The sequence below is a fragment of the Burkholderia thailandensis E264 genome, assembly GCF_000012365.1.
Classification (GTDB): domain Bacteria; phylum Pseudomonadota; class Gammaproteobacteria; order Burkholderiales; family Burkholderiaceae; genus Burkholderia; species Burkholderia thailandensis.
In genome coordinates this window covers 1-13,337 of the sequence record NC_007651.1, presented here as the reverse complement: position 1 = coordinate 13,337, position 13,337 = coordinate 1, and the positions used below count along the sequence as shown (strand labels likewise).

The 13,337-nt window shown below is 65.9% G+C and carries 9 protein-coding genes; 5 read left to right on the top strand and 4 right to left on the bottom strand.

Annotated features, from left to right (window positions below):
* Window positions 1–40 precede the first annotated feature (40 nt).
* From gspF to gspD, 3 genes are read right to left on the bottom strand one after another with little or no spacing between them, the layout of a single operon-like run.
* Window positions 41–1,258, bottom strand: a complete 1,218-nt coding sequence (gene gspF / locus BTH_RS12235) for a type II secretion system inner membrane protein GspF (protein WP_009906748.1) — start codon at window positions 1,256–1,258, stop codon at window positions 41–43.
* A 4-nt stretch (window positions 1,259–1,262) separates the two neighbouring features.
* Window positions 1,263–2,756, bottom strand: coding sequence for a type II secretion system ATPase GspE (gene gspE / locus BTH_RS12230; protein ID WP_009906747.1), 1,494 nt, complete (start codon window positions 2,754–2,756; stop codon window positions 1,263–1,265).
* Window positions 2,753–5,008 carry a type II secretion system secretin GspD gene (gspD, locus tag BTH_RS12225; RefSeq protein WP_025369682.1) on the bottom strand — a complete coding sequence of 752 codons (2,256 nt, stop codon included), beginning with the start codon at window positions 5,006–5,008 and terminating at the stop codon, window positions 2,753–2,755. The genes gspE and gspD overlap by 4 nt, the downstream gene beginning before the upstream one ends.
* 383 nt (window positions 5,009–5,391) lie before the next feature.
* On the opposite strand from gspD, the gene BTH_RS12220 reads away from it, so the two are divergent.
* Together BTH_RS12220 and BTH_RS12215 are read left to right on the top strand one after the other, a co-directional pair.
* The gene (locus tag BTH_RS12220; protein ID WP_025404046.1) at window positions 5,392–5,868 is read left to right on the top strand and encodes a lytic transglycosylase domain-containing protein; all 477 of its coding nucleotides are present in this window, start codon (window positions 5,392–5,394) and stop codon (window positions 5,866–5,868) included.
* Window positions 5,869–6,183: 315 nt separating this feature from the next.
* Complete coding sequence (locus BTH_RS12215) at window positions 6,184–7,500, top strand: GTP-binding protein (protein ID WP_009910325.1); 1,317 nt, start codon at window positions 6,184–6,186, stop codon at window positions 7,498–7,500.
* 103 nt (window positions 7,501–7,603) lie between these two features.
* Here BTH_RS12215 and BTH_RS12210 read toward each other — a convergent pair whose 3' ends face one another.
* Window positions 7,604–7,882: an HU family DNA-binding protein gene (locus BTH_RS12210; protein WP_004195781.1), complete on the bottom strand. Its 279-nt coding sequence runs from the start codon at window positions 7,880–7,882 to the stop codon at window positions 7,604–7,606.
* A 390-nt stretch (window positions 7,883–8,272) separates the two neighbouring features.
* Between BTH_RS12210 and mnmC the strand changes: the two genes are divergently transcribed.
* The 3 genes from mnmC to BTH_RS12195 all read left to right on the top strand — a co-directional run bounded on the left by mnmC (window position 8,273) and on the right by BTH_RS12195 (window position 13,337).
* Complete coding sequence (mnmC, locus tag BTH_RS12205; protein ID WP_025404045.1) at window positions 8,273–10,237, top strand: bifunctional tRNA (5-methylaminomethyl-2-thiouridine)(34)-methyltransferase MnmD/FAD-dependent 5-carboxymethylaminomethyl-2-thiouridine(34) oxidoreductase MnmC; 1,965 nt, start codon at window positions 8,273–8,275, stop codon at window positions 10,235–10,237.
* 725 nt (window positions 10,238–10,962) lie between these two features.
* Window positions 10,963–12,177 carry a cation:proton antiporter gene (locus tag BTH_RS12200; RefSeq protein ID WP_009910322.1) on the top strand — a complete coding sequence of 405 codons (1,215 nt, stop codon included), beginning with the start codon at window positions 10,963–10,965 and terminating at the stop codon, window positions 12,175–12,177.
* A gap of 44 nt (window positions 12,178–12,221) precedes the next feature.
* Window positions 12,222–13,337 (top strand): YbdK family carboxylate-amine ligase, encoded by a 1,116-nt coding sequence (locus tag BTH_RS12195; RefSeq protein ID WP_009906739.1) that lies wholly within the window; start codon window positions 12,222–12,224, stop codon window positions 13,335–13,337.

Genomic DNA, 13,337 nt, shown 5'->3' with positions numbered 1-13,337 from the left:
TGCGGCCCGCCGCCGCAGGCCGCGCACATCTTGCCTTCCGTCACTGCACCATGTTGTTGAGCTCGATGATCGGCAGCATCACCGCGAGCACGATCACGAGCACGATGCCGCCCATCGCGAGAATCAGCAGCGGCTCGAGCAGGCTCGTGAGAAACATCGTGCGCCGCTCGAGCTCGCGCGATTCGCCCTCGGCCGCGCGATCGAGCATCGTCGTCACGTCGCCCGTGGCCTCGCCCGAACGGATCAGGTGCACGAGCACGGGCGGAAACGTCTTCACGTTGTTCAGCGCGCGCGACAGCGCCGAGCCCTCGCGCACGCGCACGATCGCGTCCTCGATGTTGCCGCGCATCGCGCGGTTCGACAGCGTCTCGCCCGCCGCCTGCAGCGCGCGCAGGATCGGCACGCCCGCCGCGCTCAGGATGCCGAGCGTGCTCGCGAAGCGCACCGTGTTGTAGCCGCGCACGAGCTTGCCCGCGAGCGGGGCGGTCAGCAGCCAGCGATCGAACGCGAGGCGCGGGCCGTCGCGCGACAGCGTCGCCTTCACCAGGTAGACGACGGCCGCGATCCCGATCAGGATCGCCCACCACCAGTGCCTGACGAAATCGGACAGCGCCATCATCACGATCGTAAGCAGCGGCAACTGCTGTTTCGTGCTCGCGAACACGTTGACGACCTGCGGCACCACGTAGCTCAGCAGGAACGTGACGATGCCTAGCGCGATCACCGTGACGATCGCCGGATACGTGAACGCGAGCAGGATCTTCTGCTTGAGCGCGTTGCGCTCCTCGATGTAATCGGCGAGCCGCGACAGCACGATGCCGAGCTTACCGGTGTGCTCGCCCGCCGCGACGAGCGCGCGGTAGATCTCCGGGAAGTCGCGCGGATGCTGGGTGAGCGCGTTCGCGAGCGAATGGCCGCCGAGCACTTCGGCGCGGATCGCCGCCATCAGCTCGCGAATGTAGTCGCGCTCCGCCTGCTCGGTCAGCACGGCGAGCGCCTCGTCGAGCGGCAGCCCGGCGACGAGCAGGCTCGCCAGTTGGCGCGTCAGGATCGCCTGCTCGCGCTGCGACAGCTTGCGGCCGAGCGCGAGACGCTGGCTGCGCGCGCCGCGCTGCGCGCTCGCGGCCGGCTCGACGACGAGCGGCGTGAGCCCCTGCGTGCGCAGCTGGCCGCGCGCGTTGCGTGCGCTGTCGGCCTCGATGACGCCCTTTTGCGCGCGCCCCGACGCGTCGATCGCTTCGAAACGGAAGGCCGGCATGACGCTACGCGCCTCCCGTCACGCGCAGCACTTCCTCGAGCGACGTCGCGCCCGCCGCGAGCCAGCGTTCGGCATCGTCGCGCAGCGTGCGCATCCCGTTCGCGCGGCCCGTCGCGAGAATCTCCGCGTCGGCTGCGTTGCGGTGGATCAGCGAGCGGATCGAATCGTCGATGACGAGCAGCTCATAAACGCCGCGGCGCCCCGTGTAACCCGAATGCCCGCACTTGTCGCAGCCGACCGGATGCCAGACCGCGCGGCCGTCCTCGTGCCGCTCCTCCTTGCACACCGGGCAGAGCTGGCGCACGAGCCGCTGCGCGAGCACGCCGAGCAGCGACGACGCGAGCAGGTACGGCTCGACGCCCATGTCCGTCAGACGCGTGACGGCCGACGCCGCATCGTTCGTGTGCAGCGTCGCGAGCACCAGGTGGCCCGTCAGCGACGCCTGCACCGCGATCTGCGCGGTCTCGAGATCGCGGATTTCGCCGATCATGATGATGTCCGGGTCCTGACGCAGGATCGAGCGCAGCGCGCGCGCGAACGTCATCCCGATCCGCTCGTTCACCTGCGTCTGGCCGATGCCGGAGAGGTCGTATTCGATCGGGTCCTCGACCGTCATGATGTTGGTCGTCGCGGTTTCGAGCCGCGACATCGACGCGTACAGCGTCGTCGTCTTGCCCGAGCCGGTCGGCCCCGTGACGAGCACGATGCCGTGCGGGCGCGAGATCAGCTTGTCGAACTGCACGAGCGTGTCGCGGCCCATGCCGAGCGCTTCGAGGTTCAGCCGCTGCGCGTCCTTCTCCAGCAGACGCAGCACCGCGCGCTCGCCGTGCCCGGTCGGCAGCGTCGACACCCGCACGTCGACGGGCCGCCCGCCCACGCGCAGCGTGATCCGGCCGTCCTGCGGCAGGCGCTTCTCCGCGATGTCGAGCTGCGCCATGATCTTGATCCGCGAGATCAGCGCGCCGTGCAGCGCCTTCTTCGGCCGCACGACGTCGCGCAGCGTGCCGTCGACGCGAAAGCGCACGACCGATGCGTTCTCGAACGGCTCGATGTGGATGTCCGACGCCTGCTCGCGCGCCGCTTGCGTCAAGAGCGCGTTGATCATCCGGATGATCGGCGCGTCGTCTTCCGATTCGAGCAAGTCCTCGACTTCGGGAATGTCCTGCATCAGCCGCGACAGGTCGACTTCGCCCTCGACCTCGCCGACGATCTGCGCGGCGCTGCCGTCCTGGCGCGCGTACGCGTGGTTGATCGCCTGCGCGAGTTCGTCGGCCGGCAGGCGCAGCAACGAGATCGCGCCGAAGTTGCGCGCGACTTCGGCAAGCGCGGCCGAGCTCGTGCGCTCGCTGATCCACACTTCGAGCGTGTCCGCGTGCTGATGCGCGATCAGGATCTGGCCGGCCTTCGCGAAGCCGTACGGCAACAGCCGCGCGGCGAGCGGCGACGGCGCGCTCGCGGCAGGCTGATCCTGAGCGCCTTGCGCGAGCGCCTGCGTCACGGACGGGCTCCCGACGATGCGGCGCCGGCGTCGCTCGCCGCCGCGGGCGCGCTGGCGGGCGCGGGCGCAACGAGCTGCTGGCGCCGCATCTTGTCGATGTCGAACAGGTTCATCGCGGGCGAGCCGCCCTGGCTCGGGCCGAGCGGCATCGGCGGGACGACGGGGTCGTCCTTGTCGCGGATGATGTTGTTGTCCGACTTGTACGCGCCCGTCACGCCCTGGATGTAGTCGTAGCGGTTCGAGGTCACCGCCTGCGCGGTCTCGCGATCGGTGATGATCACGGGACGCAGGAACACCATCAGGTTCGTCTTCTGGCGCGTCTTGCCTTCGGAGCGGAACAACTGGCCGATCCACGGAATGTCGCCGAGCAGCGGCACCTTGCTGTTCGAAACCTGATAGTTGTCCTGCATCAGGCCGCCGAGCACGATGATCTCGCCGTTGTCGGCCAGCACGGTCGACTGGATCGAGCGCTTGTTGAACGTCGGGCCGGACTGGTTGTTGACCGTGGTATTCACGACCGAGGAGTCCTCCGTGTACAGCTGCAGCTTCAGAATCCCGCCTTCGGTGATCTGCGGTTTCACGTGCAGCGTCAGGCCGACATCGCGCCGGTCGTATGTGTTGAACGCATTGTTCGTGTTGCCGCTCGTCAGATTCGAATACGAGCCGGTCGGAATCGGCACGTTCTGGCCGACGACGATCTTCGCTTCCTCATTGTCGAGCGTCACGAGGTTCGGCGTCGACAGCACGTTCGCGTCGCTCACGCCGGAAAAATACTGCAGCAACCCGCCGAGCCCCTGGATGCCGAACATGTTGTGCAACCAGCCGATGTTGAGCCCCGGCGTGAGCGTGCTGATCGCACCGACGGCCGACGTCGCGGCCCGGGTTGTCAGGTCGACGATGCTGTTGCCGCCGCCCACGCCTCCCGTCGGCAGGTTCGTGCCTGCATAGAGCGCGTTGTTGGCGACCTGCCACTGAATCCCGAGGTTCGCGTTCGTCGTCGAGTTCAGCTCGACGACAAGCGCCTCGATGTACACCTGCGCGCGCCGCGCATCGAGCTGGTCGATCACCGCACGCAGGTTCCGGTACACCGGGTCCGACGCGGTGATGATGAGCGAATTCGTCGCCGAGTCGGCCTGGATCATGCCGCCCGGCTGATTCTCGTCGCTCTTGTCCTTGTCGCCGCCCAGCAGGCCGGCGGTACCGAGCCCGCCGCCTCCCATCGTGCCGCCCATGCCGCCCGACGAGCCGGACGACAGCCCCGACGGCAGCGGCGGCGTGCCCGAAGTGCCCGTCGAGAAATTCGAGCCGCTCTGCGAGCCGCCCTGATTGAACGCATTCGCGTCGTTCGAGCTCGCCGACGAGCCGCTTTCGCCGCCGCCCTTGCCGAGCATCCCGCGCAGCGTCTTCGCGAGCTTCACCGCATCGGCGTTGCGCAACGGCACGACATGCATGTTGCCCGGCACGCCGCTTGGCGCGTCGAGCTGCTGCGCGATCTTCTTCGCCGCGGCGAGGCGCTGCGTGTTCGATGCGCGCAAAAGCAGCGCGTTGGTACGCGGATCGGCCTGCACGGTGACTTTCAGCGTCGCGTCGGTGTTGCCGATCGCGCCCGGGTCGAGCAGCTTCGTGAGCTGCGCGGCGATGTCGATCGCGTTCGCGTTCTTCAGCGGCACGACGGCAACCTGCGCGCCTGCCGCGTTGTCGACGCCCGCGATGATCCGCGCGATCCGGCGCACGTTGTCCGCGTAATCGGTGACGACGATCGTGTTGTTGGCCGGATACGCGGTGATCGTGTTGTTCGGCGAGATCAGCGGGCGCAGCACCGGAAGCAAGTTGTTCGCCGACTCGTTGCGCAGTTCGAACACTTGCGTGACGACCTGATCGCCATGCGCCTGCGGCGTGTTGCCGATGTAGGTCGGCACGCCCTGCAGCTTCGCGTCGGCTTCCGGCACGACCTTCAGGACGCCGTGATCCTGGACGAGCGCGAAACCTTGCATCCGGAGCGCGGACTGCAGCGTCTTCAATGCCTGATCTTCCGGCACGGCGCGCTCGGCGACGAGATTCAACTGCCCCTTGACGCGCGGATCGACGATGATCGTCTTGCCCGTCGCGGCGCCGATCGCCTTCGCGACCTGGTCGATGTCCGCATTGACGAAATTGAGCGTGACCTGAGCGTGAGCGGCCTGCGCGGCGACAATTCCGGCGACGACGAGCGCCGTTGCGACGCGCCGCAAAGCAAAGCGAGTTCTTGTCATGGATTGATGGATCGATGCCGGCGGCGGCCGTTTCCGATGGTATTACGTAAGGTCAGGATCAAAAAAGCAGACATTAGCAGTTTTTCATGTCCGAAATATCACATTGAACCGAGAACTGTCTCACTTACGCCATAAAAAAAATCGAATGCGTATGCCGCACGTAAGTTTTCGCATGCGAAGTTTCGACAAGCACCGGCACGATAATGCGGTATAAACGTGCTTGACAAACGCCGTAGTCCAAACCAACCGGATAGCCTCCGCTCGTGGCGAACCGTTCGGTTGCAGGTATGATACGGGCGGCCGGAGCGGCATCGCGCGAAAAGCGCGTGCGGGTTTTCCCGGCCTTCTGCGAAGCGTAAAACAATTCACCGGTTCATTTCCAGATGGAGAAGCAGTTCGTCATTGTCGCGATGTTTGCCGCCGGCGCATGGTTCGCCAGCGCACCTGCTCGCGCCGACTGTTACGACGAAGCCGCGAAGTATCAGAACGTGAATCCGCTGATCCTGCGCGCGATTGCGTGGCAGGAATCGCATAATCGCCCGGAAGCGCTCAACAAGAACACGAACGGATCGACCGACTACGGCCTCATGCAGATCAACTCGATCCATCTGCCGACGCTGTCCCGCTACGGAATCACGAAGGACACGCTGATGGAGCCGTGCAAGAGCGTCTATATCGCCGCCTGGCATCTGCGCCGCAAGATGGACAAGTACGGCAACACGTGGCAGGCGGTCGGCGCGTACCATTCGGAGACGCCTTCGCTGCGCGACAAGTATGCGCGGAAGATCGCCGACATTCTCGTTCGATGGAAGCTGATGCCCGCGCCCGCCGCGCAGGGCGCGCAAAGCGCGCAGCGCTAGCTCGCCGCGGCGCCACGCAGGCGCGCGGCCGGGCGGAACGGGCGTGAATCCGCCGCCTGAGCGCACCAGGCGATGCAATGCCGCGCCGGCAGTCCGGCGATCGATCGCACGGCATGCAAGCACCCACGTTCGTTTCGTTATCGAATCACACATCATGAAATCGCGGCCGTTCTGCCGCCGCGCGCGGCCGTCCGTCTATATTTGATGCACAATGCGGCTTTCCCGCCGCCCGTTCGCGCCGGCCGCTCGCCGGTGCCGCCCCGTTTTCGGGGCGCGGCGGCTCGCTTCCCGCTTTTTTCGTTGGTGCGCACCGCAATGAACCAGCCGTTGCCCGTCACCGTGCTGTCCGGCTTCCTCGGCGCCGGCAAGACCACGCTGCTCAATCACATCCTCGCGAATCGCGCGGGCCTGAAGGTCGCCGTGATCGTCAACGATCTCGCCGCGGCCAACGTCGACGCGACGTTCGTGCGCGGCGCGACCGAGTTGTCGCATGTCGAAGAGCACTTCGTCGAGATGTCGAACGGCTGCATCTGCTGCACGCTGCGCGACGATCTGCTCGTCGAGATCCGCCGCCTCGCGGCCGAAAACCGCTTCGATGCGATCGTGATCGAATCGACCGGCATCGCCGAGCCGATGCCCATCGCCGAAACCTTCACGTTCGTCGACGACGACGGCTCGGCGCTCGAGGACGTCGCGCGCCTCGACACGATGGTCACCGTCGTCGACGCGTTCAACTTCCTGCGCGATTATGCGCGCGACGACGCGCTCGCGGAACACGGCCTCGCCGCGACCGAAGAAGACGACCGCACGCTCGTCGAACTGCTGATCGAGCAGATCGAATTCTGCGACGTGCTCGTCATCAACAAGGCGGATCTCGTCGACGCCGATTCGCTCGCGCGCCTGCAGCGTATCCTCGCGAACCTGAACCCGCGCGCGCGGCAAATCGTGAGCCGCTTCGGCGACGTGCCGCTCGCCGAAGTGCTCAACACCGGCCGCTTCGATTTCGACGCGGCCGCGAACGCGCCCGGTTGGCTTGCGTCGCTCGAGCACCGGCATGACGACGATGAAGAAGAATCCGACCGAGGCAACGGCCACGTGCATAGCGAGGCCGATGAATACGGCATCGGCCACTTCGTCTATCGCGCGCGCCGGCCGTTCCATCCGCAGCGGCTCTGGGCGCTGCTGCACGAAGAATGGAAGGGCGTGCTGCGCAGCAAGGGCTTCTTCTGGCTCGCGACGCGCAATGACATCGCGGGCTCGCTGTCGCAGGCGGGCGGCGTGTGCCGGCACGGTCCGGCAGGACACTGGTGGGCCGCGCAGGATCGCGCCGAATGGCCGGAGGCGGGCGACGAGCTATACGACGAGATCGTCGCCGACTGGCGCGGCGATCTCGCCGACACGTCGATCGGCGATCGCCGGCAGGAGTTCGTGCTGATCGGCGTCGGGCTCGACGCGGCGGCGTGGCGCGCGAAGTTCGACGCATGCCTGCTCACCGACGCGGAATACGCGCAAGGCAAAGACGCGTGGGCGAACTACGCGGACCCGTTCCCGGCGTGGGACGTCGACGATCATGACCATGATCATGACGATCACGACCACGGCGACGACGCCGAAATCGTCCATCGCCACTGATCGTCAAAGATTGAAAAAGGCCATGCGGCGCGGCAAAAAAAAACGCGCCGAAAAGAAAAAACCCGCTGAAACCAGCGGGTTTTTTGTTCGCGAACAGCTCGTTTCAGCGCTTGTTCACTGCGTCCTTGAACGCCTTGCCAGCCGTGAACTTGACCGTCTTGGCCGCCGGGATCTTGATGGTCTCGCCCGTCTTGGGGTTACGGCCGGTGCGCGCTGCGCGCTTGCCCGAACCGAAGCTGCCGAAGCCGATCAGTTGAACTGAGTCGCCTTTCGACACAGCCTTCTTGATCACTTCGAGGAGCGTGTCCAGCGTTTCGCCGGTTTGAGCCTTGCTGGCGCCCGTCTGGGCGGCGACGGCGTCGATCAGTTCCTGTTTGTTCATTAAGGTTCCTTTCCAGGTTAGGTTGACACGAACAGCGCGAACGCGCCGATTATACGTGCGCGAACCGTGCCGTCTATAGTGTGTGGCAACGGCACGGCGCAAAGTATTGCGCCGCGCAACGCACCGCCGGGTTTGCCTCCTGGCAGCTCCGCGATACGGCGCTTGCTATGATAGCGCAGCGCAAACCCAATAACGACAAGGGTTTCAAAGATTTTCGAGCGAATTTTGTCGAGTTAGACGCGTTCCGCGCGGCTTTCGAGTCGCGCGAGCCGGCTTGGCCGCGGCTCGGCCAACGCCCGCGCGCGGTTTCGTTGGATTTTGCCAACGCCAGGCTGGACGGGGCTTTCGCGGCGGTTCGCCGCATTTTCGCCGCCTTCTTTTTTGTTTCGCATGACCGATCGAATCGTACCGGCGACGCTCGTCTTCCGCGAAGACGGCACCGTCGTCTCGCCCCTCTACGGCGACATCTACCATAGCGCGGCCGGCGCGCTCGCCCAGGCCGATCACGTGTTCATTCGCGGCAACGACCTGCCCGAACGCTGGCGTCACAAGCGAACTTTCACGATCGTCGAGACGGGTTTCGGCACCGGCTGCAACTTTCTCGCGACATGGGCCGCATGGCGCGCGGATCCGTCGCACTGCGAGCGGCTTCACTTCGTGTCGGTCGAAAAGCACCCGTTCGCGCGCGACGATCTGCGGCGTGCGGCCGCGCATATCGTTGCATATACAACTATTGAGCCGCTCGTCGACGCGCTCGCGAACGCATGGCCCGCGTTGACGCCGGGCGTGCATCGCCTCGAATTCGACGAAGGGCGCGTCACGCTCACGCTCGCGTTCGGCGACGCGCTCGACGTGTTGCCGAATCTCGCGCTGCGCGCCGACGCGTTCTATCTCGACGGCTTCGCTCCGTCGAAGAACGCGGATTTATGGTCGCCCGCGATCTTCAAATCGCTCGCGAAGCTCGCCGACGAGCACGCGACGTTCGCGACTTACACGAGCTCGGGCGCCGTCAAGCGCGCGCTCGACGAAGCGGGTTTCGCGTATCGGAAAGTCGAGGGCTTCGCCGGCAAGCGCGCAATGCTCGTCGGCGAATTCGCGCCGCGCTGGCGAGTGCGGCGCCACGAGCCGCCGCGAGCGCTCGACGTCGGCACGCGCGATGCGATCGTGATCGGCGCGGGGCTCGCCGGATGCGCGGCCGTCGAACGGCTCGCCGCGCGCGGTTGGCACGTGACGCTGATCGAGCGCCGCGAGCGAATCGCGAGCGAGGCGTCGGGCAACCCCGCCGGCGTGTTCCACCCGATGATCGCACGCGACGACAACCTCGCGGCCCGCCTGTCGCGCGCCGGCTTCCTGCATGCGCTGAATCGCTGGCGCGCGCTCGAGCACGCCGGGCACACGTTCGCGCGCAGCGCGCATGGCCTCGTGCAGCTCGCGACATCGGCCGACGAATTCGAGCTGATGCGCGAGAGCGTCGACACGCTCGGCGTGCCGTCCGAGCTCGCACGGACGCTGTCGCGCGATGACGCGCAAGCGCTGTTGCGAACCGATATCGCGCACGGCGGCTGGCTGTTTCCGCAAGGCGGCTCGATCAGCCCCGCCGCACTCGCGGCCGCGCAGTGCGCGGCCGCGGGCGACAGGCTTTCGCGCATCGCCGGCGTCGAAGTCGCGCGGCTCGAGCGCGGCGGCGACGGCCGCTGGCTCGCGCTAGACGCGTCGGGTGCGACGATCGCGCAAGCGAGCGTCGTCATCGTCGCGAACGCGGCCGATGCCGCGCGCGTCGCCGGCCTGCGGCATGCGCCGACGCAGCGCGTGCGCGGCCAGTTGACGCTGCTGCCGCCGGGCAGCGCGCCCGCCGTGCCGCTGCCCGCGATCGGAGACGGCTATGTCGTGCCGCTCGCGAACGGCGTCACGCTGACGGGCGCAACCTACGAGCCGGACGACGCGGACACGACGCTGCGCGAAGCCGGCCATCGCGAAAACCTCGAGCGGCTCGAACGGCTGCTGCCGGCGTTTTCCGCGCACGCGCTCGATGCGCACGCGCTCGCGGGACGCGTCGGCTTTCGCTGCGTTGCGAGCGACCGATTGCCGCTCGTCGGCGAGCTCGGCGACGAGGCGGCGGCCGCCCGCGATGCAGCCGCGCTGACGGGCGCAAGGCTGCGCGACGTGCCGCGCGCGGCAGGCCTGTACGGCGCATTCGGCTACGGCTCGCGCGGGCTCGTGTGGGCGGCGCTCGGCGCCGAGCTGATCGCCGCGCAAATTGAAGGGGAGCCGTGGCCGCTCGAACGCGAACTCGCCGAAGCGATCGACCCGGCCCGCTTCCTCATTCGCGCATTGCGGCGCGGCCGCGTCGCCTGAGCCGTCGCGGCCGGCCCACTCTCACTATCTGAGCAATCGCCCGCCCGGCGGCGAGCAGCTCGCGCGACATTCATCACAGACGCACCGGCCCGTTATCCACCCAAGCCTGTGGATAACCACGCGAACTTCCTGCTCATTCGCTGTGCAGCCGATGTGGACGTAAACGGGGTAACTTCGCCCGGCCGCACAGACCCGAAAAGTTGCTCATCGAAACTCTGTGCGGGCAAACAGGCTGTGCATCCGGTTATGCGCGCGGCAAGTGCATGATCTGCCGACGTAAACACTGGTTATCCACAGAAAATCGGCTGTCTTGTTAACTCTTACTACGTATGTATACAGGTTTACCTCAAGGTAAAGAGGCAGGCCTCTGGCGATCGGCCATCGTCTGCCCGATTTCGGTTCGGACTGGAATACCTGTGGCACAATCGATCTCCTTCACGCAGGTCATGGCGCAGCGCCACGATTGCATCAACGGAACGGTCGGCTCGGATTCGAATCTGAGGATTTGAGATCGCGCTGTCCATTCACACACGCCAGGCCGACCCAGATCGGCCGCAAGCCCGACTGATCGTCGCACCCTTTTCAGCGATGCGGGCTTACCCCATGTCCTAACGGTCGTACAGAACAACGAACGACGGGGCAACCCCTCATCCAGCGCGCATCATTCGCTCGACTCGCTCGATTCGCGTCGCCGGAGGTTGCCTTCCAAAGGAGAAGTCACCACGATGAAGTCAGCGTTCTCGTTTCTACCCAACTGGCCGCTTGCCCCGGATGCGATTTTCTGGGCAGGCTTCGCACTGTTTGCCGCCGGCCTGTGCGGCGAGCTCTGCTATCGCGCATGGCGCCTGCCGCGCGTGACGGGCTACGCGGTGATCGGCCTCATCGCCGGCGCGTTCGGCTTCGGCGTGATCGACGCGAGCACCGACGACACGTTGCGGCTCCTCATCAACGTCGCGCTCGGGCTGCTGCTGTTCGAGCTCGGCAGCCGGCTCGACTTGCGCTGGATTCGCCGCAATCCTTGGCTCATCGCGTCGAGTCTCGCGGAGGCGACGCTCACGTTCGTGCTCGTGCTCGCGGTGCTGCTGCTGCTCAAGGTGCCGGGAATGATCGCGCTCGTGCTCGCGGCGATCGCCATCTCGACGTCGCCCGCGATGGTGATCCAGCTGAAGACGGAGTTGCGCGCGGAAGGGCAGGTGTCGCAGCGGCTCATCACGCTGTCCGCGCTCAACAGCGTCTATGCGGTCGTGCTGACGAAGCTCGTCACGAGCTGGCTGCATCAGGAGGCGTACGGCAACGTGTTCGCGACGATCCTGCAACCGATTTACCTGCTCGCCGGCTCGTTCATCGTCGCGTATCTGTTCGCTCGCGCATGCAATTATCTGTTCAGGCATGTCGCCGCGACGATGCGCGACGAGCATTCGTTCGTCGCGCTGTTCGGCCTCGTCGTGCTGGCGATCGCGGTCGCGCAGGTGCTCAAGCTGTCGACGATGCTCACGCTGTTGCTCGCCGGCATCATCGTGAAGAATCTCGAAGTCCGCCCGCAATTGTGGCCCGAACATTTCGGCACGGCCGGCTGGCTTCTCACCGTGATCCTGTTCGTGCTGACGCTCACGTCGTTCGAATGGCAGGACGTCGTCGCGGGCGGCCTCGTCGCGGGTGCGCTGATTGCGACGCGCTTTTTCGCGAAGCTCGTCGGCGTGCTCGCGTTCGCGAAGCCGAGCGGCCTCGGCGTGAAGCAGGGCGTCGCGCTCGGCTTCTCGCTCGTGCCGATGTCGGCGCTCGCGTATCTGCTCGTCGACGACACCTACCAGCTCTACCCGAATTTCGATCCGCGCCTGCGCGCGGTCATCATGTGCTCGATCGTCGTGCTGCAACTGATCGGGCCGCTTGTCGTCTATCGCAGCCTGTCGGCCGTCGGCGAGCGGCGCGACGCGAGTTGACTCGCGCGCCCGACGCTTTGCACCCCGTTATCCGGAACCACGCCATGGCACTCGAAACCTTCGTCAACTCCGAACCTTTCACGTTCGGCGTCGAACTGGAAATCCAGATCGTCAATACGCACAACTACGATCTGACCAAAGCGGCGTCCGATCTGATGCGGCTCATCAAGGATGCGAAATTTCCCGGCAACATCACGCCGGAGATCACCGAAAGCATGATCGAGCTGTCGACGGGCATATGCAGAACGCACGATCAGGCATTGGGCGAACTGCACGCGATCCGCGACACGCTCGTCAACGCGGCCGACCAGCTCAACGTCGGGCTCTGCGGCGGCGGCACGCACGCGTTCCAGCAATGGAGCGAGCGGCAGATCTTCGACGCGCCGCGCTTCCAGTACATCTCCGAGCTGTACGGCTATCTGGCGAAGCAGTTCACGGTGTTCGGCCAGCACGTGCACATCGGCTGCCCGGACGCCGACAGCGCGCTGTTCCTGCTGCACTCGATGTCGCGCTTCATCCCGCATTTCATCGCGCTTTCGGCGTCGTCGCCGTACGTGCAGAACGTCGACACCGGATTTCATTCGGCACGCCTGAATTCCGTGTTCGCGTTCCCGCTGTCGGGCCGCGCGCCGTTCGTGCTCACCTGGAGCGGCTTCGAGGAGTACTTCACGAAGATGGTGAACACGGGCGTCGTCAACAGCATGAAGGATTTTTATTGGGACATCCGCCCGAAGCCCGGCTACGGAACGATCGAGGTGCGCGTGATGGACACGCCGCTGTCGGTCGATCGCGCGGCCGCGATCGCGTGCTACATCCAGACGCTCGCGCGCTATCTGCTGATCGACCGGCCGCTCAAGCTGTCGGAGGACGACTATCTCGTCTACACGTTCAACCGTTTCGAGGCGTGCCGCTTCGGACTCGAGGGCACCTGCGTGAATCCGCAGACGGGGGAGCGCAGGACGATCGCCGAGGACATCCTCGACACGCTCGATCGCATCGCGCCGCATGCGGCGGCGCTCGGCTCGCGCGCGGCGCTCGACGAGATCGGCGCGCTCGCGAAGGCGCGCGTGAACGACGCATCGTGGCTGAGGACCATCTTCAAGCAGGAAAAATCGCTGAACGAAACGGTTCGCCAGCAGTGCCTGCGGTGGCGCGAGTGA

Coding starts and splice junctions, on each gene's coding strand:
- BTH_RS12220 (WP_025404046.1), top strand. CDS start 5,392: ATGGAGAAGCAGTTCGTCATTGTCGCGATGTTTGCCGCCGGCGCATGG.
- mnmC (WP_025404045.1), top strand. CDS start 8,273: ATGACCGATCGAATCGTACCGGCGACGCTCGTCTTCCGCGAAGACGGC.
- BTH_RS12200 (WP_009910322.1), top strand. CDS start 10,963: ATGAAGTCAGCGTTCTCGTTTCTACCCAACTGGCCGCTTGCCCCGGAT.
- BTH_RS12215 (WP_009910325.1), top strand. CDS start 6,184: ATGAACCAGCCGTTGCCCGTCACCGTGCTGTCCGGCTTCCTCGGCGCC.
- BTH_RS12210 (WP_004195781.1), bottom strand. CDS start 7,882: ATGAACAAACAGGAACTGATCGACGCCGTCGCCGCCCAGACGGGCGCC.
- gspF (WP_009906748.1), bottom strand. CDS start 1,258: ATGCCGGCCTTCCGTTTCGAAGCGATCGACGCGTCGGGGCGCGCGCAA.
- gspD (WP_025369682.1), bottom strand. CDS start 5,008: ATGACAAGAACTCGCTTTGCTTTGCGGCGCGTCGCAACGGCGCTCGTC.
- BTH_RS12195 (WP_009906739.1), top strand. CDS start 12,222: ATGGCACTCGAAACCTTCGTCAACTCCGAACCTTTCACGTTCGGCGTC.